Below are 24,265 nucleotides of genomic sequence, written 5' to 3' on the forward strand. Positions count from 1 at the left end.
TTAAGGACGGTCTATTCCTTTAAATATTTCAAGAATATCCAAACTATGTTCTGTAGCATTATAAGGCATGTTTCCAATTCCTTTAGCACTTATTTTATCTACTTTAACAGCGTCCCAAGTAAGATCGGAATGACCTTCCGCCATATCTAATAACGTGTCTTTAATATAATTGTCCCGATCAATTTGTTCTTGACTGGCATTAGGGCTAATCTGTCCAACAATGCCGTACATCTCTGTTCCATGGACAGCGACTTCCGCTCCTTTGACAGGTGCAACAACTAACACATGTGATGTTCCACCTGCATTAGCATGAGCCACTGCTCCACGAATTTGAGGTAATGTAAAGGATAAATGCGTTAATAATAATCCCCTTACCTCTACAGGCTTCAAAGTATCATCAGCAAAGGAATTGATTACTTGCTGGGCTCTAGATAAAGGAATACGCATACTGTGGGCAAATTGCTCTGTAAGCCTGTCAAGGGTCACTGGATCAAAATCTTTTGTCCGATTTAAGACCCAATAAAAAGTTTCTTCTGTGGTACTACTAAATAGAATATCTACATCTTTGTGTTTCCCAGATTCAAGAACATGCATCGGGTGATCAGCTATAACCCCATTTATTAGTTGACTATCGTCAGTAACAGCTATCACATCATTGTCAATGCCATGTGGAGTACCCGGATCAGGTGATTGAGTTGCATTCATTGCTTCAGCTAATTCATAAGCATCGACCTGTAATAAGTGCTCTGGATTATTAACACAGTCAAAATGTTTTAACACTTTTAGAGCACGCTCTTGCGCCACCCATTGAGGCACTAATCGAGAAGGCATACCAGAAAAAGCTGCTAAATGATGATAAAGATTGTCAGCACTAGGCGCTGATAATAGTTCTAATGATGAAAAAGCACCTGCACTATGTCCCGTAACTGTGACATTATTAGCATCACCGCCAAAATAAGCAATATTTTTTTGAATCCATTTAAGAGCCGTTATTATATCTTTAAGACCAAGGTTAGTTGCATCTTTTAATTTACCACCATACTGTGCTAGTGATAACCAACCAAACGGTCCAAGGCGATAATTAATAGAAACGCCTATCACACGACCAGTACTAGCTAGTCCTGATACGTCAGAAACTGCTTGTGTATTTGATCCTAACACCCAGCCACCACCAAAAATATAAACAACAACTGGTAATGGTTCCTCCCCCATGTCTTCAGGGGCCCAAATATTAAGGTTTAGACAATCTTCGCTAAGTCCGCTAACGGCTCCCAGCCAACTTGTATCGCCAGCCTGCAAAGGTGCTGGTCCATACTTAACATACTGCTTTGTTTCATCAAAAGGAACCAACTCTGGTTCAGCAAATCTTTCAGCTTTGGCATAGGGAACGCCTAACCAACTGTGTACTTTATGTGTCGTCATTTCTATCTACTCCAATTTAAATTATTTATGTTATCTGACTGATTATTCCGATTTGTATTAATAATTATTCTTGTAAAACTTTTTCGCAACATCAAGGTCAATGCGAAGCAAACTCTATTTTGTCGGCATTCTTTTGTAAATCACTAATTGTGTATATTTTGTGCCTTCAAAATAGTTAAGAGAACTGTTTCAGTATATCGTGAATAAAGGTTAACTTCACCTTTTTAAACAATACTTTTAGCTTTACCAAAATCCATATCCATTGGTCGAATAAATGACCAAGTTGAGTGGATTACTTTCCAGCCATCTTCTTCTTTTTGATAAACTTCAATACAATTGTATTGCATATCAATCAACGTCGTTTTTGCATATAGTTGATATGTTAAAACAGCCATATCATCGACTGCTTGCACTCGTGGATATTCAAAATCGTAACTGTCAGCAAATAGTTTTCCTTCAACATTAGCTAAAACTGATTCTTTTATGTCTTCATAACTATCAACACGTCTTTTAACAGCACCGTCAAAATACGAAAACTGTTTTTGTGACCAAATATTTAGGTAACCCGAAGTGTCCCCTTTGAACCACTTATCCAACGCACCCTTTTCTAGTGCAATAATCTCTTCATTTAATTTGTTATTTGTATTAATCATTTTTTCTCCTTATTTATAAATTGGTCAGATTTCATGCCATAGCGATGTGCCTCTTGAATATCTCCCAGTTTGAATACCTTTTCAAGGTCTCTACTGAACCCCCCATCATGATAAAAACCTGCTGATCTTTTTTTAATTGACTTTTTTTGAAGTGGCATAAGCTTCATCAACAGCCTCAATAATTAGTACTTGCGGTATATTATCAACATAGACTATCTCGTTACGTCACAGTCAACCAAAAAGCATTAATTGAATCCGCTTAAGTATATTGACTATCCTTAAGCGTAACAGGTTACAATTTTTAAGAATAATTCCCGCGTTAACATTATTCTTCATTTTGATACCATTTATTGGTGTTGGCAACATTTACACGACCGAATTATGTTTGAATTCTCTTTGAAAATAAAAAAAGAAAGACCAATTCGAAAATGAATTGGTCTTTCCAAAATTTACCCACCAACACTCGTTGACATAGGGGTCTTAAGACTTCTTCTACTCATTCTATAATCTTAGAATTTTACTTTTTAGCCTTTTTTGATTTTTTTCTACCTATCATAAAGATAACTGATGTTGCGAGTAATGCAGCACCTAATAACGTTACCAAAAGACTTGTTGCCTCATTTGTTTGAGGAAGATTTCCTGTATCACTCTTTGTATTATTTGCTTTGCTTACTGTATTTGAGTGAGTGTTTCCTTCAGGAACATCCGTCAACGTTTCTGTTGTTGTATTTCCTTTTGAATTATCTGTTGGTGGTGTTACCGGCGGTGTCACTACTGTTTTATCTTCATCTTTAACATAAACATACGTGACTGTTTGTGCCGTATCCGTGAAGATACCTTTAGCATTACTTGGCGCCTCTTTCAACATCCAACCTGAAAGTTGTTTCTCTTTAGATGTATATGCGTCACCAATCTTACCAGAGAATGTTACTGAAGCTGATAATTCATTACCATCTTTATCAACATATTTTACAGTGACATCTTTAGCAGCTGATCTCGTATAAACATACGTAACTGTTTGAGTCTTATCTGTAAATGTTCCTTCTGCATTTTTAGGAGTCGTTTTAACATTCCAACCTGCAATACGTTTAGCAGTTGTCTTGTATGAATCTCCTAATTTACCAGAAAGATTATCTGGTGTTGCTAGCTCGTTGCCTTTTTCATCTACATACTTAACTGTTACAGCTTCAGCATCTGTTTTTTCATACACATACGTAACTGTTTGGGCTTTATCCGTAAATGTTCCGTTGGCGTTACTTGGCGTTTCTTTTAACGTCCAACCTACTAATTCCTTAGCGGTTGTCTTGTAGTCAGCGTCAATTTTACCAGATAAAACATCTGATGTTGCTAACTCGTTACCTTTTCCATCTACATATTTGACCGTCACATCAGCTGCATCTGCTTTTTCATACACATACGTAACCGTTTGTGCAGCATCTGTGAATATTCCTTGTGCATTCTTTGGTACTTCTTTTAACGTCCAACCTGATAATACTTTGGCATCAGTTGTATAAGCATCCCCAACTTTTCCTGAAAGCGTATCAGCTTTAGTTAAATCATTCCCACTTCCATCAACATATCTAACTGTAACAGGGACAGCATCTGCTTTTTCATACACATACTTAACTGTCTGAGCTTTATCCGTAAATACTCCCGTTGCGTTTTCAGGTATTTCTTTTAATGTCCATCCTGAAATATTTTTAGCGGTTGTACTATATGGATTTGATACTTTTCCTGAAAGCACATCTGATTTAGCTAATTCATTTCCGTCTACATCAACGTATTTAACCGTGATATCAGCTGCATCCGCTTTTTCATACACATATGTGACTGTTTGTGCGGTCTCTGTAAATGTCCCACTTGCATTCGTTGGTGTTTCTTTCAACGTCCATCCTGAAATATTTTTAGCAGTTGTACTGTATGGATTTGATACTTTTCCTGAAAGTACATCTGATGTTGCTAATTCTTTTCCATCTGCATCGACATACTTAACTGTAACGTCAGCCGCATCCGCTCTTTCGTAGACATATGTGACTGTTTGTTTATCAGCAGTAAACTTACCACTTGCGTTACTTGGTGTTTCTTTCAATGTCCATCCTGAAATAACAGCAGCATCTGATGTATAAACATCACCAAAATCACCAGTAAGTTCTTTTGAATCAGCTACCGATTTACCATTTTCATCGACATATTTAACAGTCACTGGTGCAGAAGTTTTCTTATAAACATAGTTAACTGTTACTGCATCAGCCCCAAACTTACCAGAAACGTTACCTTCTACTTTTACAAAGTCGTAACCTGAAATCTCTTTTTGAGTTGTCGTATATGGATCATCGAAGTACCCACTTTGGACAACATCATCAGCAAGTTTATTACCATCTACATCTACATAATTTGCAGTAACATCAGCGCTAGCACGAATTAATTGTGTGCCTATTGCACCAGTTTCAACAACTTGCAACTTGTTAATTGCGATACCAAAACTGTTGTAAGCACCACGTGTTTCTTGAACAGCGCGTGACACTTTCGTTGTTTCAGCTGGTTTATTACTAATTAATGTTGAATCTGAAATTTCAGATTCTTTAGGCGCAACTAGATCAAATGATAATGTAACTCCCTTACCTTGGGCCCATTCAACTCCGTCATTAAGCGTAATTTTGTATGAATGAATGGTTGACCAATCAGCTACTTTATCAGCTGTTACCCAAGTTGCATCTTCAGCCCCAGTTGGGTCAACAATTTTAGCCGTTCCTGCTGGATAATTTGTATTCTTATCTAATATACCGGCACGTTTAGGATTTTTAGATGTACTATATAAAACAGTCATCTTATTTTCCCATGCACTTGGTAAAGTAATGGCCCCATCTAATTTCATTTCATAAGCCGAATTACGTGCTGCACCATCGGTAATATTTGAATCTCCGACAGATGGTAAAACATCTAAGAACTGCATTGATGTAATTTTATCATCTGTATTATTTGTTAATGTTGCTTGATAAGTGGCTTTTTTGCCGACTGTAACATTACCTAAATCGCCAAACTTATCATCTTTATCACCTTTAATACTTGCATCAACATCAATATTTGATTCTTGATTTAACACATATGAATTACCTGTTTTAATAATTGGTGTGTCTGTTTTACCATCTTTATCAATATCATCTGTATCAACAGATTTTACTGTATCCGTTAAAAGTGGTTCATCACCTGTCGGTTTCACAGCTGTATAATCAGTATCACCAATTGTTCCTGTCATGTTAAATGTCATATTAGGTGTCGCATCTTTTGAAATATTAATTTTAAATTGACCATTAAGGAATTTACCGGCTACTAATTTGTCGCCATTCATTGTTACTTTAACGAGTTGTCTTCCAGTACCTTTGTAATCCTTATCATATAATTCAGCGCTATAGTTCGTTGAAGCAACGCTTTCTTTGAACGTTACACCTGTTGGTAATAGCACATAACTCAGATAAGGTCCTGATAAAGGTGAAATTGATGCCTTATTATTTTCTATTGAAGTTAAGACAGTATTTTCACCTTCATTAACTGTACTTCCGACTGTATTTAGTAAACTAACTGAAGCTTTAACAACTTTTGTTTCACCGGTTGTTTTTGCTGCGACTTCAACGTGACGAGGCGCAATTCGATCTGTATAAACCTGACCATTTTCACCCTTAAATGCCTCTGCCCATGGGTTAGATGTGTAATCAACATATCGAGCTGCTTCAAAACCTGTTTCATCAGGTGCCTGAACGCCATAGAAAGTCATATCCATTTTATTAGTTATTTGACCAGTGAATCCTTTATCAATCGTTGCGTTAACTTTCATCCCGCTATTATACAATCCAGCTGGAGCCATTTTAACGGTTTTTTTACTTTCTGGATCATAGGTTGCAGATGCAGCTATGTCTCTATTTGCTGGAACTTTTGTTATCTTCTCATCATGGAACCACAGCCAAATATTAGCCACTTTTTTCCCATCCGGAATACCTAACTGAGCACGTGTGTAATTGGCGTTAGTCTTCATATCCATATTGAGTAATGTCCAGTTATCATCAACTTTTCCATCTGTTTCGTATTTTACCAACATAGCAAATGGTACTTTAGCTTTTGTTGGTGAAAAAGTTGGTAAATTATTGTTTGGCATGTAATAAAAATTACCCGTTGTAAAACTATCAAGATTTAAATGCGTATCCACATCATAATAAATATTATAATAAGAAAATCCAATATAAGGTGATGTCGCATTTTGTGAGGATAATGTTAATCCATAACTTAGATAAGCATCATCGTTAACTGTCACATCCGGGTCAATTAATGTAGCTGATGCCACGCCACCGTTTCCATCTTTTGGTCCTAAATGATTAGTTGGAAATGCTGATCCACCAGGAATTGGAATTGGAACTTCCTTAGGATCATTGGGCATAACCATAACCGTTGATTTAATTGGTGCTGTACTATTTACACTACCATCAAGGAAAGTTGCTGTTGAACTCACTGTATTCGTTATCTGTGAATAATAGGCAGCCTTGTCAGTTACTTTTGCTTGGATAGTCACATTTTTTTCAAAGAAATCAGTCACAGCTGCTTTTTGTTCAGCGTAACTTGGTGCTGTATATTCCCAGGTTAATGTTCTACCATCTGTACTGACACTCGGTTCTTGTGCGCCATCTTTTACACCATAGTAGTCTATTCCAGCGCCTAATTTATAGGTCACGTTAACTTTAGAACCTTCTTTAACATACAGTGCGCCTAATTCCTTTTTCGGCGCACTAACCCCTACACCATAGTTTACAATATCGCCACGATTAGGATTATTATATGTTTGTCCTTCAATACTAGTAACTTTATTTGTCATAGCATAATTATTATTTGCTGTTATATTAATTGAAGTTTTAGAATCATAGCTTTTATTTTCGCCATTCTGATCCGTTCCAGTAAATGTTGCTGCTGTGTCTAATTTTGTATTAGGCATAATTGCGCCATTTGCTGTTCCTATTTTTATAATTACTTTATTTGCTGTTCTTGCATTAAGCGTATCAAAATGATAATTCAATACACCTTTATCTTTATCATAAATTGGTGTGACGCCCGCAATTTTAAGTTCTGATAAATCTTGCGTAAATGTCATATTTTCATTTAAATTACTTGGTAACGTAACCTTTATATCGGCATTGGTAAATGAGGTGTTCTTACCTGAAATTTTAAAATATAAATTAAAATTAGCCAATTGGCCAGCTTCAATCGTATCTTTCTGTGCTTCAACTGTAAGATCCGTATTTGTATCTCCAGTACGAGTCATACCTGTCTCTGCTTTTGTCGCTTTTTTAGCAGTTGACGCCGTAGCTGCTTTTGAAGATGACGTTTCTGTCGTTGGATTAAGGTCCTGCGCAAACACAGAAGATAATGGTAATTGCGTGAACAACGTTATCATTGTTGTTGCGATAGTTAGCCCCTTTTTCATTTGTCATGCCCCCTTGTAAGTAATAACCTATTAAATAATATGCCGCCCCCGGCACAAATTAATTGTAACATCACAACAATCTTATGTAAACGTTTACGGCTTGCACTATTTAATCGTCTTTCCAAAAAAATAAAAGGGCATCGAAATCCTATTAAAAATGGATTTTAATGCCCTTTTATACTACCGTAATTCTAACTTACCACATTTATTAAATCAGACGTGGTCATTTAGAAATAAAACGTTCGGAACCAACTATGTTCACCCTCATATTTAAATACTGACAAATCAAAACCTGATAATGCGTAACTAGTAAACATGACTATAGCGCCAAACCAGATCAGAAATAAACTAATTTTCAACCAATTACGTCTTATATATTCAATCATTTTAAGCGACCTCCTTCAATTGTCTTCTGAATAAACGAATTAACCAGCGTGTCAGACTAATCGAATATTTAATTAAATATTTCGTTGAATACCAGGTCATTGCGATGAATAAAATACCAACACCTACAATTACAAAACTTACCCCAAATTGCATCAATCCAACGTTAAAACCTTGATTAAACATATCAAATGGCGATAGTCCTAAACTAATCACGCCACTGATAATAAATGAGGTAGCGATTACGCCTGCAATCATTGGTACTAACCATATTAAAAAATAAACTGTGGCAATTAGAATAGCAGCCGTCAGCAATAGCGGTCCCCATACAGGTGCTCCTAGGATAAGTAAAATGACAATCAAAACGATTATTGGTGTCGATAACTTTTTTTGTATTTTTGGTCGGTCATTTTGAATCAAACGTATCGCAATTTGACTTGGATTTTCTAAACTTAGAATAATATCTGTCACAGATTCGCCCGCTTCTAAACGGTCATCAATCATCTCGTCATAATAATCAAGTGTATTATCAATGTCTGCCGCTTGATAATGTTTAAGTTCTTCTTCTAGCTCTACAATAAATTTTCTCTTACTCATCGTTACACTCCCTTTATGTAATCGTAAACGTTTATTACCTGTTGCCAATCATCTAAAAATTCTTGAATATCTACTAATCCCGCCTCAGTTATGTGATAATATTTTCGCAATCGACCATTGTGTTCAACACTGTAACTCTCAATAGCGCCTTGTTTTTCTAGTCGTTTCAAAATGGGATAAAGAGTTGAATCTGAAAGTTCAATCACGCTTGAGGTGTCTTTAATAATTTGGTAACCATAAGAATCTGATGTCCTCAGCGTCGCTAACACGCAAAATTCTAATAACCCTTTTTTCATCTGTATATTCATCAACTCACTCCTTTCAAAATCAATACTATACGTTACATAGTATAATGTCAAACGATATATTATTTTATCCAAAAAAATCGACAATGTCAGTAAGACAACATTGTCGATTAAGTGGATTATTAATAATAGCTTTACTCTGTAGAACTGCCAAAAAGTTCATTGTAAGGCTATTTATTTTTTGCTTTAAAGTATTGTACAATTGGTCTCAATAAGAATATGCCTAACAGATAAATCCTAACATCATAAAAAATCGAACTGACTAAACTATCTTTAATAAAGAATGACAAGATTATTAAACATAAAGATAGGCTACCAAGAACAGAAAGGGTTTCATTCATATAATCTTTATATTTTTTCATTTTCATATCCTAACTAAAGCTATTATTTTTTTCAAATTGATAATAACACCTCGTTTTATCTTTGTCTATTTTAAACGATCTTATCAATTTAACCAGTAAGAAGACAGATAAGATTACATCAAATTAATTTTGTAGTATATTAAAATAAATATTAATTCATATCATTATGAAGGGTGGTCCTATCAATGAAAAAAATATTTAAAACTGATAACAATCAAGTGAAGTGGCTAATGAGAATCGGTATCGCACTCTGTATATTGGGCCCATGGATTGCCTTTTTAAATGGAATTGTCGGCTTATCTTTAGCTGGTTTAGGACTTTCTGCTGTTACAGATTCTATTCTCAACTTACCCTTCTTTCAGAAAAATTTTTTTTACTGCTTATTATCAATCCTTTTAATGCTATTGGTTGCTATCATCATTCTCATTTATATCCTTCTAATCATACTGCTACTAAATATACAATTTTAATCATAAACACTGTAAAAATGATTCTTCAATTAAAAAACTAGCTGATAAACCCAAATTAGGTTTATCAGCTAGTTTTCAGTTTTTAATGTCATAACTTTGATTCTGTTTCGTTCGTTTAATCATATAGTGTACATACATTGCAGAGTTCGCAATGGTCACTAATACCGTTATACTCACAATTTCTGGAAAATTGTTAAATATTAAGCTTAATATTACACCCACTATAGTTGTCGTTGTAAAGAATCCAATGACCACATTACCCAATCGTAAGTATTTTTTATTATACGGACTGGTTAAGAATAACCCTAAATAAAATAACGATATACCTAAATATAGACATAGTACTGAAAAGTTTTTAGGTATTTCGATTTCACTAATAAAACCTAACGAAATAGTGACTAAACTTAAGCCAAACAAGACAAAGTAATGAATATAAATTAATCGAATACCTGTTTCACCCGAACGATTTTCATCAATATAATGATCCATTTGAGTAATATAGGTCATAAAAAGTGCACCGATAATCATGAATATTAAAATTGAATAAAAATTAAATGTTTTAACGGTGAAATACGAGGCAATACCGAGAATACTTTCTCCAAATGTAATAATTGTTAATAGTGTTAGACGCTCTAATATATGTGGAAAATTAAGTGGGTGGAGTTTCAAAACTGAACCACCAAGAGCTGGTAATATCCAACTCACTGCAATACCCAGCAAGAATACCGCAATGCCTATGTTTAGTGGCAAAAAGGAGCCAATAAATACGAGTAATGTTCTTGTTGCAACAATCAACATCATTAGTTTAGCAATTTTTTTATCATCCTTTTTAGCAGCTGTCAGGTATACCGTGCCATATTGAACAACTAATACTGTGGATAATAGCCCTGTTGCAATTGCAAATGGTTGGAACCAATTATGGATATCCCCCTCAAAAGCATTGGACATATAAAGTAAAATTGCCATATCAATCATAAAAAGAATAATATCAGTCATCGAGTTTTTTCTATATCGATTAATAAAAACACTCTTAATCATCCATGTGTTAATAAAAACGACCATTACCACTGAAAAGATAATAAATGCACTAATCATACTTGATGTGCTTACTTGAAAATGATGAAGTAAATCCGTAGCTTGTGAAATTGCGTATGCAAAGACTAAATCATAAAATAATTCAGGTAATTCAACTTTCTTTTTTCTGACTTGTTCTACCATTTTAATTCCCTCGTTTTTTTAAAATTAATGAGTTAGATTACTCTACAAATCGTTTAAATACTACTAAAGACATTTTATTATAGCACCTTTTTCCAATTTATCTGAACTATATGAATAGCTAAATAAAAGAACCATCTGGATAAGCACTTTTAGAGAAGCAACTATCTAGATGGCCCTTTATTAATTTTGTAGATACAATTAATAAACGATTATATTTTAAAAGAATCTCTTAATTAATAAGAATCTTTGCCGTTCCTATAAATATCATTACCATCATAGATCTTATCGTTCACTTTAAAATGATTATCCACTTTAATGACAATGTCATTCCCAATCCAATAATTTTTTGGCGTCAATTTTAAAAATCCAAGTTTATTCTTTGCTCCCGATTTGAAACTTTCCATCTCACTTTTATTTATCTCACTCCGTACATACTTAGTCACGCCATCTTGAAATTTAATCACTAAAAATAAATTTGGTAACATGCCGACTTCGTTTATGCTAGGTATCCCATTGTTAGCCATTAGTATGCCTCCTCTTTACTAATCGTTTTTCTCGTATCCACTTTCGTTGTAAGACGCTTAAGTAATACATTCAACCTATATAAAAAAACAAAGTACTGATTACTCAGTACTTTGTCTACGTCTGAAGTATTCTCATCTCAAAAATACTTTCTATTTATTCTATCCATTTATTTGGTGCCATGCTTTTATTTGGGCTAAACGCTCTTTAAAACGTCGTTCCTTACCTTCGCTGGTTGGTTTATAATATCGATGTCCTGCTACGGAAGGTGGCATGGTACTCATAGTCGTTAACTTATCTTTGGCATAATGAGCTAATTCGTACCCTTTACCGTACCCTAGATCTTTCATTAATTTGGTAGGCGCATTACGTATTTGTAATGGTACGGGATCATTGGCCGTGGTTTTAACATCTTTAGCTGCAGCTAATCTTGCCTTATAAACGGCATTTGATTTAGGTGCCAGAGACAAGTAGGTTACTGCTTCCACTAAGTGAACATCACATTCAGGCATACCAATGAATTGGCATGCCTGAAAAACATTAATTGTCACATTGAGTGCATTCGTATCTGCTAACCCGATATCTTCACTTGCAAATCGAACAAGTCGCCGTGCTATATATATCGGGTCTTCTCCGCCTTCTAGCATTCGGGACAGCCAATAAATAGCAGCATCGACATCACTATTACGCATCGATTTGTGCAAAGCTGAAATTATATTATAGTGTTCTTCCCCATTTTTATCATAACGGACAAATCTTTTATTAATCAATTGGCTTAAATTATCCATCGTCACCGTAACGATATTATCAGCTTTTTCACCATTCAGAACTGCCATTTCCAAGGTATTTAATGCCATTCTGGCATCACCATCTGCAAAATTAGCAATCGCTTGAATTTCATCAGAACTAATGTGGATTGTTTGTTCTTCAAATCCGTCCGGGTTGCTGAGCGCGTTTTCGATTAATACAACAATATCTGCCTGTTTAAGCGCATGCAGTACAAATACTTTACACCGGGATAATAACGCTGAATTCACTTCAAAAGACGGATTTTCAGTTGTAGCACCGATTAAAGTAATACTACCTCTTTCAACATAAGGCAAAAATGCATCTTGTTGTGCTTTATTAAAGCGATGTATTTCATCGACGAAAACAATGGTTTTTTGACCAATTTCACAATCTAACTCCGCTTGTTTCATAATTTTTTTTATCTTACTAATACTACTATCAACTGCACTAAAGCTTAAAAAATTAGATTCAGTTTTACTTGCTATAATTTCGGCTAAAGTTGTTTTACCAACACCAGGTGGACCCCAAAAAATCATTGAAGGAACTTGATCACTTTCAATAATTTCTCGTAATATTTTGTTAGGGCCAAGTAGATTCTGTTGACCAACAAATTCTTCTAATTTTCGTGGTCGAACTCGACTGGCTAATGGTGAATTTTGAGGTTGATTAGAGAAAAGAGATTCCTGTTTCATTGATCAAACCACCTTTCTTTTAAGTCTGAATTTTTTCATGTTATACTTAATCATACACTGTACCGTTACGTTACAGACAATAAAGGAGCCTTATATGTTAAAAATAAGTGAGATGGCCAAATTAGCTAACACAACTCGCCGTACATTAATCTTTTATGACCAAGAAAATATTTTTAAACCTGCCCAAAAAAACGAATCTGGTTATCGTTATTATGATTATGACCAATTATACGATTTGCTATTTATACTTGGTTTACGTAGTTTAGATATTTCAGTAGCTGATATCAAGGAAATTAAAATCCATTCAAAAGGCGTACCAACACCTCAATTACTGAATGCTCAAGGTAAAATTGATAAAAAGATTGACGAATTAGTTAAAATTAAAAATGTTATCAACAAAAAAATTGAAGAACAATCTGTTACTAAGGACACTACCCTATATCAGCCCAAGATAGAAAACCGAATGAAAACAATTTTTTGGTGTTCTCGTCAATCCGTAGGTTGTACTGAGGAAGAAGTCGCTCAATTATTTTCAGAATTCTATAAACAATTAGACGCATTAGCTGTTATGGATACAACACAATCTGGATTTTTTACAACATTGGCTGTTGATAATCCAATCGGTTACGCTGAAGCGTCTTTTAGAGTTATCAAAGAAAAACTTACAGATGATCATGACGTTTTTATCCCAATCATGGAAAAACATGCAGGTAATTACGCATGTATTTTAGTGGAAAACAATGAAGCTGGTATCCATCAAGGATTAACTAAACTAAAATCATTCTGTCAAAAAAATAAGTTAAAAACCGCAGACTATTTATGGCAGCTTAATTCTGGCGACACCCTTATTAAAACTGGTTCCTCAAAATACGGCTGGCTTGAGTTTGCCATTTTGAATGAAAAGATTGAATAGACAAGAAAAAAAATTAGGCAACCTTCCTCCGGTTTAATACCGAAGACAAGTTACCTAAAGATGTGAAGTGAACCCAAATATTGGAAACTTAGAAACTACTTTTTTAGATTAGTTAAATAATTCAATCTGACACTCTAGTCGTTAGTAACAATAACCTGTCCGATTGGACGGTCTTTTTCCATCAAATAGCGATGAGCGTCTTGAATATCATCTAGTTTAAAAACTTTAGAAATCGGAAAGTGAAACTGTTTTTCATTAATAATATTAAACAACTCATTAACCATAGAACTATCAACATTAGATGAATCAAAAACTGTCGCGTACTTATTCGCCAAGTTGATGAACGGGTCAAAGTCTTTCCATAACCATTCCCCACTCAATTGACCAACTAACGTGTAAAACCCTCCTGTTTTAAGATGTGCTAAGGAATCCTCTACAGTTGTAGTACCTACCACGTCAATTATCACATCAAATTTGTTACTTGTTTCAATATGATTATCTTGATCTAATATGACTTCATTAGCTCCTAAAGTATATAGCAACTCTTTACGGTTGTTTTGCCTTGTTGTACTAGATACAGAAAGTCCAAATCCCTTTCCTAACAATAACGCAGCCATTCCAACTCCAGTAGTTCCACCACGAATTAATAAAGATTGACCTTCCTTAAATCGTGTTGCTTTTAAAGCCCCAAAAGCAGTATAGAAAGTTTCAGGATAACTGGCTAACTCTATCCAAGTTCCATTGAATGTTACAGGATAAATGATATTATCAGGAACTAAAGCATATTCTTGATAACTACCATCAAATTCACGCCCAAGGCCACCCATAAAAATTACGACCTTTTGTCCTTTTTCTAAGTTACTTTCCTGTGAAGGCTCATAGACCTCACCAACAGCTTCAACACCTATTACTCTCGGAAATTTAACTGAAGGTGATCCACCTTCTCTAGTTAGCACCTCATAACGGTGTACTGGAAAAGCATGAATCTTTATAACTGTTTTATTTTGAGTTGGATTTGGAATTGAGCGTTCGACAATTTCCAGTACTTCTGGGCCACCTGATTTTTTTACAACAACTGATTTCATAATAATTAACCCCCATTAAGTATTTTTTATACATTTACAATATACATAAATATATACTATCTTGTTACGTCACAGTCAAGTTAGAGTGCTCAGCAAATAGAATTATATCGATTAAATGCATTTTATTTAAATTGTTTAAAATAAAAACACCGCATAATACTTAGATTTTCGCCTAAATATTATGTAGTATTTTATTGTCTAAATAAAAGGTCTTCCACCTGCGAGCATTAATCCTAAAACACCCACACATAGGCAACAGATGCCTACCGCGTAGATGATACTTTTATTTAATTGCTTTTTATTTTTTCGTGCAAAGGTCATTTCAGTTAGTCCAATAAATATTAAGGCAACAACTAATTTAATGGCCGTTAAAATTGGATTTCCTTGCCATGCGTACCCTAGCAACATAATACCACTAGCAATTGAAATCAAATATCCCAGTCTCGTAATCATTTGATAAATTTTTGTATTAGTATTTGTAAAAATTGTGAGCGCCACTAGAACCGCTATCACAACCCAAGTAATCAAATGTATCCATAACCAAATCATAGTTAATCTCCTTTTATATCAATCTTACTGTTAGCTTATCATTATCCATCATTAAATCAAGGATTCAAAATTATTTAAACGATTGTGATTACTTTCATGCAAAAAAAATAATCCTTATACTAAAGGATTATCATTTTTAAGCTTATTCCCATTCAATTATAACGGTCGATTACAATCGTTGTTACAACGGCATTTATGCCAGTTTATTATTCATTGGCGGAGCTGCGGCGGAGCAACAGTCTGATTACCATTAAACTTCACCTTAGATTCCTTTGGTGCTGCATAGGTTATATGACCTGACATCATCTGTGCTAGTTCCTTATCTGCACCAACATACATGTGCGCATAGTGCCTTAACGTAATTTCCGGGGATGAGTGCCCCAGCCGTTTAGACAGAACAAGCACTGATACATTGAACTCATTAATCAAGTAACTAGCATGACTATGCCGAAGTCCTTTCCCTTGTATCGGGTGAACATTGGCCAACTTGGCGTACCGATGGATTATCCGCATGAGCGTTGATTTCAGCATCGGGCTTCCGTCATAGCTAAAGACAAAATCATCCTGCTTACCAAAACCATTCTGAGTTTGACGTTTTTTCCAAACACGGAGCACCTTCAAAGTATCCCGATCTATGGAGATAGTTCTCAAACCGCTATCAGTTTTAGTGTAGTCATGCCGTTCCCAATTTTGTTTGGTCTTGATTACCAGCATGTGAGTAACGCGTAATTGTGCATGCGTGAAGTCCACGTCCGCCCATTGTAGCGCCATCCCCTCATTAACACGAACACCCGTCATAAAGTAAACATACAGCATGACAAAGTTCAGGTGTTCGTAGTAGTCGCTAGTACAAATCTGGTTTAGTACAGCTTGAAACTCACTCTTAGTCCAATACGGCACCGTAGCACGTCCCTTAGGTATCGCCTTAACACGCTTTGACACATTACTAGGTAAGTAATTCATCTCAACCGCAAAATCCAGCGATTTACGAAACATACCAAAGACCAAACTTGCATAGCTCTGTGAGTAACCAGCATCTGTAAGCAGCCAGTTCCTAAAGCCCTGAACCTGCCTAACATCTAGCTTTCGTAATTCTATATCTCCAAATTTTTGTACGAAGACGTTTAATGAAGTCTTACGCGTTTCAAACGTTTCTTTTTGTACGCTAGCTTGGTATGCAGGAATATACGATTTTCGCATGTACACGCCATAGGTTAACGCATAGACGGTATGGCCGCTCTCGCGATCAAATTCTGCTTTCAGTCGTACAACTTCCCTGTGCGCAGCAGTCGCTGACTTGAACAACTGGCCATCCGCGTCTTTTTGACTCTTTTTCCGGATTCTTTTTCCGGTACTTTCATCCACCCCCAACTGTATATCATAGTAGTAGCGGCCATTTTGGCCACTGTATACACCAGCGAACTTAGTCTTTGGCATCGTCTGCATCCTTTCGAATGGATGCTCCAATAATTGCCTCAACCGCTGCAACCGGTACCCGACCTAGGCGCCGATTGGTATAAAACTCATATCCTTGTTGTACCATGCTCCGCTTTGCTTGTCTAATTAATTCAGCAGCAGTATTCTCACGATAACCAAGCGATATCAGGTCTTTCTTCGTAACCGTGTTGTTTTCCATTCAAGGGCCTCCTCCATTCCCAAAATCGACCGTATTTTTTAGTTTCCAGACGGTCTTTATATCGTTGTCCTGCGCTAACTTGCCATCGCTCGTAATATCAATCTGGTAAATTGCTACATCTGTTTCCAGCGCACTATCTGGGCTGTCCAAGTGCCCAACAACAAAATTCGGTCTAAAAATTGCGAAATAACTTTCATCTAGATCCCAGTAATCCACAGTCGGCTGCTTTAGTCCATGGCTCACAAAGTACCGTGGTTGATGATATGCGTGCGGTATTTGTAGAAGTTCTTTAGTTATATATTTGGTAATATAGTTAGCTGCCTTACGCTTGTCGGCAATATGGCTTACCGTACTAAAACCCTTTTCCCAGCTATCTGCATTGTATATCTGCAATCCCTTTTTCTTAATTAGCCGCTGACTCTTGGGGTAACGTGCAGGCGTTAAAGGTGGGGCAAGTCCGCCAGTAACGCCATGAAAATGAATTCTACCCGATGAAGGATGAAGTTCAGGAATAAATAGGTAGTCAAACCTACCGAACTTTTCGCGCTGATACTTCAACCAAGCACGCAGCCGCCTTCGTGCATACTCATAGTTCTTTGCATTCACCTTCGAGTCATCAAACGTAAGCGTCCAAAACAAATTGAACGAATTTGCCTCTAGATAGTATTTCACCTTTCTCTTAATCCTAAATGCCTGCTGCACGAGTTGGGTTTCATCACTATATGACACATTTATAGGCATATTCGACTCTGGATTTTTCAATAATTTTGGAGATTTGTGAACCCTTGGCACGCCATATTTCACAATTTCGATATGATCTTCAAATGTAATAACTTTGGCGTTGTACTCATACTCACCGCTATTCTTGCTCATTTTTTCAGCTTATCTTGCCTGTATGTCAAGTAACAGGCAAGTCCTCGCTGGCAGTCGCAGCTTGTGGCGTTCCGCCACCGCCACGCCTACCAGCAAGCATTGTAAGTGTTGCTTTAAACGGCAGTTTATCTTCATCATATTTTGGCGGTAAAAATGCTTTTGGCCCATCCCAATTCAAACCATCCAGCCAAATGACACCACCAAATTCTTTTGCATCAATTAACGGTAAATCATGGTGACTCTCTCCAAACACCTCCTGAGCTTGCTGAGGCGACGTTCTACCTAAGCTGATCCGCATCCCTAGCGAACTCCTGGCCTCTGTTGGGAGCGCAGACGCAGGCATCATTTGCCCCGCTACAATAACCGAGATAGAACTCTGCCGTCCCTTTGTAATCAAGGACAACAGTTTGGCGTTGAATTGGGGATATAGTTTGTCGGCTGTTTTCCTCTGCTGATCCTCAGCCTTCATGTTTGCAACCAGCGACAGTAGCTCATCGACAACAAGGAGAATCGTACCCTGATGAAATTTTTCGCAATGCGTAATATCCCGCTCATCATCGGGATCTGCATTTAGCTCCTTGTATCGCTGATCCATGATTTTGCACAATTCGTCAACGAGCTGAATTGCCTCTTCCGTATTCATGGCAACCTTACCAATACGCTTCATCGACTGACCCAAGAACGCTGCCTTACCATCGATCGTATACACGACATTATCGGGATTATTTACCAAGAAGGATATAATCAGGCCCTTTAGCAAACTAGTTTTCCCCGTTCCTGTTGGACCGACTATCAACCCCATCGGCTGTTTAGATGTTAGCGACATTCTGCCAGTCAATTGAATATTGATCTTTTCGCTTGTCTGCAACGCGTCCAAACGGTTGATTGTAATTCGCTCATCCTTATTGTGAGTTAGGTTAATTTCGATAATGCCGTTTCCAGACTTCTTATCACGAATTTCCCAGTAAGCTGTCGTCTCCTTGGTGAGGAATGCAACCAGGCGGCGTCCAATATCCGCTTCGAAATCCGAGCTGACACGGCCACCCGTTAGTAGCGTGATCTTAACTTCATCATTCGAGACCACATATCCCCATCTTACGTATGCGACATGGCCAGTCACGCCTTGCTTAATCAAATTAACGTTTTCCGAAAATTGCCAAAGCAAACGTTCCATCTTCCAACGTTCAACTGGCGAATATCTACTGTGGAGATATCTCCAAGCCCCAGCAAGAGACACAACTACTCCAAGTAGTCCAAGCATCAGGATAATTGGCCATAGATCTAATTCCGATTTTTGGCCAATTATTTTAGCCCACGTCCACTTAGCGCAGCTCCAGAGAATGATTAGCACTGTAACACATGCCCAGACCTTAAACAATAATCTTGACCGTACCTGCTTGCGTTGATCAACCTCATCAATGGATTCATAGATGCTCAGCTTCGCAGTATGCGTAGAGACTGGCAAAAATCTGCTAATTGTTTCCCTTGCGTTTTTTATCATTCAAGAACTCCTCTTCAAAGTCTCCTACTTGCTGGCCGGTAAAAATTCTGTACGCAGCTGCAATCAAAGACTCAATTCTTTTAACATCGAATGCGTCACGGTTCGTGAGACAATATTGAGCTTCATTCAAGTACGCCCAAACAGATAGCTTCTTTTTTTCACTCATACCTACGCCTACTTCCCATCGCTAATATTCATAACAAGCTTCACGTCACGCCAGCCACTAGTACGCCCCGCGCTCCACTTAAGCATTACCTTGGCGTCTTTCAATTCAATCTCTGTGCCCAAAAGTTCTGCCTCAGAAATTTCCAGCAGATCCTTCTCATCCCCAACAAGTTCCAGTGCATACGTCTTTAAGTCCTCTACCCCGTCGCCAGATTTCTCCAATGTTTTGGCAAGTTCAGCATCTACTATGTGGCATACTACCTTTGCGACCGATCCGTTGATTGGATCACCGTTATCTGCGTAGCGCGGACTTTTTGATACCGATACCACGCGAGCTGCTTTTGGCTTCTCAACGTTGCTAATTTCAACTTCTGAAAGTTTGACCTTGGCTAGTTTCATGCATTTCTCCTTTTCTGGATAAACATCCAACACAGTTTTAATAGACTAACTTTTATCAAAGGCCTTTGATTGACTACATCTTATCTTCAATTACGCCCAATATATATATCAGGCTTCGCCAATGTCTTGACACCCGAAAAACCGGGTATTGACGTATCGGAAAAGATGTGTATCAAAAAAGGCGAAGTTTTTAAAACTTCGCCCTAAGTGACTATTTTGATATTTGTTGGAGAAACCGATTCATTATCAGCGGTGTTACCCGATAATCAACAAATCTTTTTAATGGTTCACCAAGTTGCTTAAGTTCGAGAACCTCACCTAACCCTTCTCTCGAGACACCGCCAGAATCAATCTTATCTATTAGTGGGATTCCTGCGGCAATGCTTTCGTTATCAGCACTACTTTCGAAGTCAATTACTGTCGCTATTTTCGTTTCTTGATTCCGAACTCTTGTGAATTTGTCCCACTCATTCAGCAAGTCGCTTTTTATTCCTTCATATATTTGTTGAATCGTATTGTTCGGAATCCTAAGAGGCTGTGTCTGCTTTATATCATTAATAAGGCTACCTAGTCGGTTATTTTGGAATTGCGCTTCATTACACACTGACTCAAATACATTAGGCAGATAGTTTCTAATTTCATAATTAGACCCCCAAATGCACTCATACACATCCTTAAAATTCAAGGTATCTACAAATCGTAGATAGTACTTGGAAGAAGGCACTAGATAAGGATTCTGACGCGTATCCAATCGGGGAATAGGTGCGGTTATGGAGTCAACCATCGAATAACTTACTTCGTGTTGGTAACTTGGAGCCTCATTATACTCTTTTGCATTCTTGAACCCAGCAGTTTGATATTTGGATACGCCCTGCTCCTTCATACGCCGCTTGAGTCTTTCTGAAAACACCCTGTAGATAAACCAGACCGTATCTCCATATTCGCCGAATGCTTTTTCCCTCGCGGCTACAGTGCTCATATCTATTCGTACCATATTAGCTCCTTGGCATTATACTCCGGATTTTTTTCGATTGTCGTCTTTGCACAGCATTTGCAAATTGGAGAGTACTGTATGCCCACCTTGAGACCAAGGAGTAATATGATCGCCCTCCATCTCGTCGTACTCAAAATGCTTGCCGCATACCGGACAGATTCCATTCTGTTTTGCGTATGCTGCTCGCTTGTCCTTAGGCTTAAATGCCCGAATTGATAATACGCGCTCTGGCCCGCCAAGCACGTACTCAAATATCCCCTTCTGCTTGGTAACATCCTCGTCCTCTATCAGCTCGCTAACTCTAGCTTCGAGCGTAGCCGGATTATACGTATTCTCATGATAAGTATCGTATAGAAACCCCCATTCAATCCCCTTCATCAGCTTACGATAGTTAGGAAAAATAGAGGTTGTCCAATTAATTACGTTTTGAAAGTATAGCCACAGTTCGATTGCCGTTTCATCGTGCTGGTGCTGCGCCATGTACTCCTCAAGCTCAATATCCTGTTTCGACGAGATCCACTTGAGTGTGGTTTCCAAAAAGTCTTGTCGAATAGCAGAACCATTTAAATAGTCGCCGCCAATCTGATATGCGGGACACTGTGATTTCGAAAAGTACTTCTTGGCATCTGTCAACCATGGCCCCGTATAGATTGCATTTCTAAGTTCTTGTGCAGTAAGCTGTTCCCCAACAGTATTGATCACTTTGAACCAATCCAATTTTTCTCGATCTGTACCAGTACAAATATAAACCGTCAGAGGATAGTCCAATATTTGCTGCTGTTCTTCCTGTGTGAGCGTGTGAAAGTACTGGAAATTGATGGAGTAATCACCCTGTACAAATTGACATATTGAGATTGTTCGCTGCTGTCCATCTAAAATTTCATAGTGTCCATCTTCTGCAACAACCCAATACATAACATTCAGTGGGAACCCCTTGCGGACGGTATTAATAACTTCATCACGTTGCTTAGGTTTGTAGACGAATTCACGCTGAAAGGCCGGACGAATATTTAATTTTCCGTCATATCCATATACACCATCTTCATCGGAATCTACATATCCGTTTACGATTTGGCTTACTGGAATATCCTTTTTCTCAATTTGCATGCGTTTGGCCTCCCTTGTTGCGAATTAACACTCTCTTGTACATTGATTTAACGGTGCCATCTTTTTTAGTCAACAAAAGCCCTGAACTTTTTACATCAACAATTTCAAACTGATCTGGATTGTACCGCGTCATGTAAGTAATTGGCACACCAATGACACCAAAGTAGTCACAAGGAATATCCGCAACACGGGATACCTCAATGGCATCATAGTTATCATATTTTGGATATATCTCTGGAGAATAGTTCTTGAAGATTGTCAGCTTTTCGTGACGTTGTGTCGTATCTAAGTTGGTATACCAGCAAATGTTTCCCATTCTCCGCCATTTTTGTCCATTTTCATCAATCTTGAAATCCGTTTTCTTCGCCTCATAGCTTTCAGGTACCTTAAACCAAAAGTGTCCAGAATTGTACCCTAGCCAAATTTCGTTGGCCATAATTAAAGGCAGTACCTCTTTATAGGTAATTGCGTTGAGATTACCAATCACTAGGAATGTTTTGTGAAAAGCTCTTAACTGTGCGATGTAATCAGTAAATAGACTGAAAGGGGGATTGGTTACGACAATATCGGCTTCTTTAAGTAACTGAATTGCTTCCGGACTTCGAAAATCGCCATCTCCAGTTAGTGGTGTTTCAACGTAATCCGGTAAAAATGCAAGTTGTCCAATCTTGTCATCTTGTCTAATTATTTCCAATTTATAACTGGGTTTGTCGGATTCATAGTGCGTAGATATTAGTTTTTTTAGGCCTAACATGTAAAAGTTAATCTGAAAGTATTTCCAGAAATTACTGATGGCTGGATCATCACAATTACAAAACACAACCTTATCCTTGAAATACTCACGATAATGGCGTAGCTCGTTTTCAATCATTGAAATATTAGTATAAAACTCATCTGTTTTTCCAGCACGTGATACATGAAGGTTACTGTTTGTTTGCTTTTTCACGTTCATTACTCCAATTTATTATTTTATCTCTGTACATGTCTGTCATTGACTCTGAGATAGTAGGTAGCCAGACTAACAGACGTATTGAGTAGTAGTTCCGCCTCTGCTGCCTGAATTTTTACTCGTTCATTGCTAGCATGTGCATCGCCATCTTTATTGCGCATTTCTGCGATTAAATCGGTGATTCCATTTAAGTGACTAATCATTTTCGTAATACGTGGATTCCACTCCCGAGAAGGTCTCATTCCCAATGTTTTAACCACCAAATTACGATATTGACCAATATCGCCATTACGCTTACACTTTACGTCGTTATCGGACAATATTTGAAGAAACACCTCTTCGATAAGTGTTCTAGCCTTTGTAACTACGCTGTCAAAATCATTATCCTGCAAGTCATCTTGTCCCTGCGCCAACAACTCTGAAATGTATCCTGAATTGATCCTCTTGATCGGCACGAGGACTTTTACATTCTCATCTGCTGCGATAATTTCCCACGAATTACCACTAGATACGAGTTTTAAGTTGCTGTAGAGAAGAATGGCGTTTATCTCTCTGATTACGCGCTGCTTAATTGCGTCTGCTACAATCAGGATGTCCTTAGATTCATCACCAGTAAGGCCTTCCAGAATAAAGTTATCAATTTCCTTCAGTTGCGAAAACTGACTTCCAGAAAGATACTCATTAATCACCGGTCGCAACTGTGCTGGTGAAAATAGAAACGATAATAAAGAAGCCGTTCGATCATTTGCATGAGTTGCACTGATTATCGAACTCATTCGGCGTAATCTGTTTGAACCTTCTGGATTTGGAGAACCAAATCTGGATCCCAGAGCGTCAAGATCTGCATTTGTTCGGTAAGTTATCCACGGTCGGTCAATCAAGAAAGTTGTAATATCTGTGTTTTCCAGTAATTCAAAATTTTCTGACTCCAATGCCTTTCCCCCCACAGTATTAATAACTTATTTAATTATATATCCTAAGCCCATAAATACCAAGCACTCTACTGTGTATTCTCGCAAGTTCATTTTTCCGCCAGACTAAAAAAGGCCACCAGAACCAAGTAAGTTCTAGCAGTCTTAAATGAGTTTTCGATTGATTGTCCACCATAATTAGGCGGAGTTTCGGCGGAGCACCATATTTTTTTGGCGGAGTTGGCGGAGTTTGAGCTGCCTTGAGCAAATCCAAAATGCCTCTGTATCACTCTTTCTAGCTC

General features: G+C 37.4%; 23 protein-coding genes. 2 read left to right on the forward strand and 21 right to left on the reverse strand.

Features of this window, described 5'->3' with window-relative positions; genetic code table 11:
• From AC1RPU_RS00285 to AC1RPU_RS00310, 6 genes are all read right to left on the reverse strand, one after another.
• Positions 1 to 1,422 (reverse strand): carboxylesterase family protein, encoded by a 1,422-nt coding sequence (locus tag AC1RPU_RS00285; RefSeq protein WP_481760892.1) that lies wholly within the window; start codon positions 1,420 to 1,422, stop codon positions 1 to 3.
• Between the two features lie 224 nt (positions 1,423 to 1,646).
• Complete coding sequence (locus AC1RPU_RS00290) at positions 1,647 to 2,075, reverse strand: nuclear transport factor 2 family protein (protein WP_481760893.1); 429 nt, start codon at positions 2,073 to 2,075, stop codon at positions 1,647 to 1,649.
• Positions 2,072 to 2,242 (reverse strand): hypothetical protein, encoded by a 171-nt coding sequence (locus tag AC1RPU_RS00295; protein ID WP_481760894.1) that lies wholly within the window; start codon positions 2,240 to 2,242, stop codon positions 2,072 to 2,074. The genes AC1RPU_RS00290 and AC1RPU_RS00295 overlap by 4 nt, the downstream gene beginning before the upstream one ends.
• Positions 2,243 to 2,592: 350 nt before the next feature.
• The gene (locus AC1RPU_RS00300; RefSeq protein WP_481760895.1) at positions 2,593 to 7,542 is read right to left on the reverse strand and encodes a MucBP domain-containing protein; all 4,950 of its coding nucleotides are present in this window, start codon (positions 7,540 to 7,542) and stop codon (positions 2,593 to 2,595) included.
• Positions 7,543 to 7,929: 387 nt separating this feature from the next.
• Positions 7,930 to 8,523: a DUF1700 domain-containing protein gene (locus tag AC1RPU_RS00305; RefSeq protein ID WP_481760896.1), complete on the reverse strand. Its 594-nt coding sequence runs from the start codon at positions 8,521 to 8,523 to the stop codon at positions 7,930 to 7,932.
• A gap of 2 nt (positions 8,524 to 8,525) precedes the next feature.
• The gene (locus AC1RPU_RS00310; RefSeq protein ID WP_409021630.1) at positions 8,526 to 8,831 is read right to left on the reverse strand and encodes a PadR family transcriptional regulator; all 306 of its coding nucleotides are present in this window, start codon (positions 8,829 to 8,831) and stop codon (positions 8,526 to 8,528) included.
• A gap of 544 nt (positions 8,832 to 9,375) precedes the next feature.
• Between AC1RPU_RS00310 and AC1RPU_RS00315 the strand changes: the two genes are divergently transcribed.
• A complete protein-coding gene (locus AC1RPU_RS00315; RefSeq protein ID WP_481760897.1) occupies positions 9,376 to 9,660 on the forward strand; it encodes a hypothetical protein in 285 nt (94 codons plus the stop codon).
• Between the two features lie 75 nt (positions 9,661 to 9,735).
• On the opposite strand, the gene AC1RPU_RS00320 is transcribed toward AC1RPU_RS00315, so the two are convergent.
• The 3 genes from AC1RPU_RS00320 to AC1RPU_RS00330 all read right to left on the reverse strand — a co-directional run bounded on the left by AC1RPU_RS00320 (position 9,736) and on the right by AC1RPU_RS00330 (position 12,881).
• The gene (locus AC1RPU_RS00320; protein WP_481760898.1) at positions 9,736 to 10,878 is read right to left on the reverse strand and encodes a low temperature requirement protein A; all 1,143 of its coding nucleotides are present in this window, start codon (positions 10,876 to 10,878) and stop codon (positions 9,736 to 9,738) included.
• A 233-nt stretch (positions 10,879 to 11,111) separates the two neighbouring features.
• Entirely contained in the window at positions 11,112 to 11,402 is a 291-nt protein-coding gene (locus AC1RPU_RS00325; protein ID WP_481760899.1) for a hypothetical protein, read from the reverse strand.
• 159 nt (positions 11,403 to 11,561) lie between these two features.
• A complete protein-coding gene (locus tag AC1RPU_RS00330; RefSeq protein WP_481760900.1) occupies positions 11,562 to 12,881 on the reverse strand; it encodes a replication-associated recombination protein A in 1,320 nt (439 codons plus the stop codon).
• A gap of 94 nt (positions 12,882 to 12,975) precedes the next feature.
• Between AC1RPU_RS00330 and AC1RPU_RS00335 the strand changes: the two genes are divergently transcribed.
• Positions 12,976 to 13,794 carry a MerR family transcriptional regulator gene (locus AC1RPU_RS00335; protein ID WP_481760901.1) on the forward strand — a complete coding sequence of 273 codons (819 nt, stop codon included), beginning with the start codon at positions 12,976 to 12,978 and terminating at the stop codon, positions 13,792 to 13,794.
• A gap of 134 nt (positions 13,795 to 13,928) precedes the next feature.
• Here AC1RPU_RS00335 and AC1RPU_RS00340 read toward each other — a convergent pair whose 3' ends face one another.
• The 12 genes from AC1RPU_RS00340 to AC1RPU_RS00395 all read right to left on the reverse strand — a co-directional run bounded on the left by AC1RPU_RS00340 (position 13,929) and on the right by AC1RPU_RS00395 (position 23,984).
• Positions 13,929 to 14,879, reverse strand: coding sequence for a zinc-binding dehydrogenase (locus tag AC1RPU_RS00340; RefSeq protein ID WP_481760902.1), 951 nt, complete (start codon positions 14,877 to 14,879; stop codon positions 13,929 to 13,931).
• 198 nt (positions 14,880 to 15,077) lie between these two features.
• The gene (locus AC1RPU_RS00345) at positions 15,078 to 15,428 is read right to left on the reverse strand and encodes a YisL family protein (RefSeq protein ID WP_409021639.1); all 351 of its coding nucleotides are present in this window, start codon (positions 15,426 to 15,428) and stop codon (positions 15,078 to 15,080) included.
• A 210-nt stretch (positions 15,429 to 15,638) separates the two neighbouring features.
• Positions 15,639 to 16,865, reverse strand: a complete 1,227-nt coding sequence (locus AC1RPU_RS00350) for a tyrosine-type recombinase/integrase (protein ID WP_481760903.1) — start codon at positions 16,863 to 16,865, stop codon at positions 15,639 to 15,641.
• Entirely contained in the window at positions 16,852 to 17,064 is a 213-nt protein-coding gene (locus AC1RPU_RS00355) for a DUF3173 domain-containing protein (RefSeq protein WP_003599276.1), read from the reverse strand. The genes AC1RPU_RS00350 and AC1RPU_RS00355 overlap by 14 nt, the downstream gene beginning before the upstream one ends.
• Positions 17,065 to 17,937: a rolling circle replication-associated protein gene (locus AC1RPU_RS00360; protein WP_481760904.1), complete on the reverse strand. Its 873-nt coding sequence runs from the start codon at positions 17,935 to 17,937 to the stop codon at positions 17,065 to 17,067.
• Positions 17,938 to 17,962: 25 nt separating this feature from the next.
• Complete coding sequence (locus tag AC1RPU_RS00365) at positions 17,963 to 19,438, reverse strand: FtsK/SpoIIIE domain-containing protein (RefSeq protein WP_481760905.1); 1,476 nt, start codon at positions 19,436 to 19,438, stop codon at positions 17,963 to 17,965.
• Positions 19,410 to 19,604, reverse strand: coding sequence for a hypothetical protein (locus AC1RPU_RS00370; RefSeq protein WP_481760906.1), 195 nt, complete (start codon positions 19,602 to 19,604; stop codon positions 19,410 to 19,412). The genes AC1RPU_RS00365 and AC1RPU_RS00370 overlap by 29 nt, the downstream gene beginning before the upstream one ends.
• 8 nt (positions 19,605 to 19,612) lie before the next feature.
• Complete coding sequence (locus AC1RPU_RS00375) at positions 19,613 to 20,002, reverse strand: hypothetical protein (protein WP_481760907.1); 390 nt, start codon at positions 20,000 to 20,002, stop codon at positions 19,613 to 19,615.
• Between the two features lie 211 nt (positions 20,003 to 20,213).
• Positions 20,214 to 20,996: a hypothetical protein gene (locus AC1RPU_RS00380; RefSeq protein ID WP_481760908.1), complete on the reverse strand. Its 783-nt coding sequence runs from the start codon at positions 20,994 to 20,996 to the stop codon at positions 20,214 to 20,216.
• Positions 20,997 to 21,011: 15 nt separating this feature from the next.
• Positions 21,012 to 22,103 carry a GmrSD restriction endonuclease domain-containing protein gene (locus AC1RPU_RS00385; RefSeq protein ID WP_003588255.1) on the reverse strand — a complete coding sequence of 364 codons (1,092 nt, stop codon included), beginning with the start codon at positions 22,101 to 22,103 and terminating at the stop codon, positions 21,012 to 21,014.
• Positions 22,093 to 23,049, reverse strand: a complete 957-nt coding sequence (locus AC1RPU_RS00390) for an adenine-specific methyltransferase EcoRI family protein (protein ID WP_481762397.1) — start codon at positions 23,047 to 23,049, stop codon at positions 22,093 to 22,095. Before AC1RPU_RS00390 ends, AC1RPU_RS00385 begins: the two co-directional genes overlap by 11 nt.
• Positions 23,050 to 23,072: 23 nt before the next feature.
• Entirely contained in the window at positions 23,073 to 23,984 is a 912-nt protein-coding gene (locus tag AC1RPU_RS00395) for an abortive infection family protein (protein ID WP_481760910.1), read from the reverse strand.
• Positions 23,985 to 24,265: the final 281 nt, after the last annotated feature.

The organism is Dellaglioa sp. CoH-55-MRSF-7, assembly GCF_056782235.1.

Coding starts and splice junctions, on each gene's coding strand:
- AC1RPU_RS00315 (WP_481760897.1), top strand. CDS start 9,376: ATGAAAAAAATATTTAAAACTGATAACAATCAAGTGAAGTGGCTAATG.
- AC1RPU_RS00290 (WP_481760893.1), bottom strand. CDS start 2,075: ATGATTAATACAAATAACAAATTAAATGAAGAGATTATTGCACTAGAA.
- AC1RPU_RS00375 (WP_481760907.1), bottom strand. CDS start 20,002: ATGAAACTAGCCAAGGTCAAACTTTCAGAAGTTGAAATTAGCAACGTT.
- AC1RPU_RS00320 (WP_481760898.1), bottom strand. CDS start 10,878: ATGGTAGAACAAGTCAGAAAAAAGAAAGTTGAATTACCTGAATTATTT.
- AC1RPU_RS00305 (WP_481760896.1), bottom strand. CDS start 8,523: ATGAGTAAGAGAAAATTTATTGTAGAGCTAGAAGAAGAACTTAAACAT.
- AC1RPU_RS00330 (WP_481760900.1), bottom strand. CDS start 12,881: ATGAAACAGGAATCTCTTTTCTCTAATCAACCTCAAAATTCACCATTA.
- AC1RPU_RS00335 (WP_481760901.1), top strand. CDS start 12,976: ATGTTAAAAATAAGTGAGATGGCCAAATTAGCTAACACAACTCGCCGT.
- AC1RPU_RS00385 (WP_003588255.1), bottom strand. CDS start 22,103: ATGCAAATTGAGAAAAAGGATATTCCAGTAAGCCAAATCGTAAACGGA.
- AC1RPU_RS00300 (WP_481760895.1), bottom strand. CDS start 7,542: ATGAAAAAGGGGCTAACTATCGCAACAACAATGATAACGTTGTTCACG.
- AC1RPU_RS00345 (WP_409021639.1), bottom strand. CDS start 15,428: ATGATTTGGTTATGGATACATTTGATTACTTGGGTTGTGATAGCGGTT.
- AC1RPU_RS00365 (WP_481760905.1), bottom strand. CDS start 19,438: ATGATAAAAAACGCAAGGGAAACAATTAGCAGATTTTTGCCAGTCTCT.
- AC1RPU_RS00380 (WP_481760908.1), bottom strand. CDS start 20,996: ATGGTACGAATAGATATGAGCACTGTAGCCGCGAGGGAAAAAGCATTC.
- AC1RPU_RS00285 (WP_481760892.1), bottom strand. CDS start 1,422: ATGACGACACATAAAGTACACAGTTGGTTAGGCGTTCCCTATGCCAAA.
- AC1RPU_RS00355 (WP_003599276.1), bottom strand. CDS start 17,064: ATGGAAAACAACACGGTTACGAAGAAAGACCTGATATCGCTTGGTTAT.
- AC1RPU_RS00295 (WP_481760894.1), bottom strand. CDS start 2,242: ATGAAGCTTATGCCACTTCAAAAAAAGTCAATTAAAAAAAGATCAGCA.
- AC1RPU_RS00350 (WP_481760903.1), bottom strand. CDS start 16,865: ATGCCAAAGACTAAGTTCGCTGGTGTATACAGTGGCCAAAATGGCCGC.
- AC1RPU_RS00340 (WP_481760902.1), bottom strand. CDS start 14,879: ATGAAATCAGTTGTTGTAAAAAAATCAGGTGGCCCAGAAGTACTGGAA.
- AC1RPU_RS00360 (WP_481760904.1), bottom strand. CDS start 17,937: ATGAGCAAGAATAGCGGTGAGTATGAGTACAACGCCAAAGTTATTACA.
- AC1RPU_RS00325 (WP_481760899.1), bottom strand. CDS start 11,402: ATGGCTAACAATGGGATACCTAGCATAAACGAAGTCGGCATGTTACCA.
- AC1RPU_RS00370 (WP_481760906.1), bottom strand. CDS start 19,604: ATGAGTGAAAAAAAGAAGCTATCTGTTTGGGCGTACTTGAATGAAGCT.
- AC1RPU_RS00310 (WP_409021630.1), bottom strand. CDS start 8,831: ATGAATATACAGATGAAAAAAGGGTTATTAGAATTTTGCGTGTTAGCG.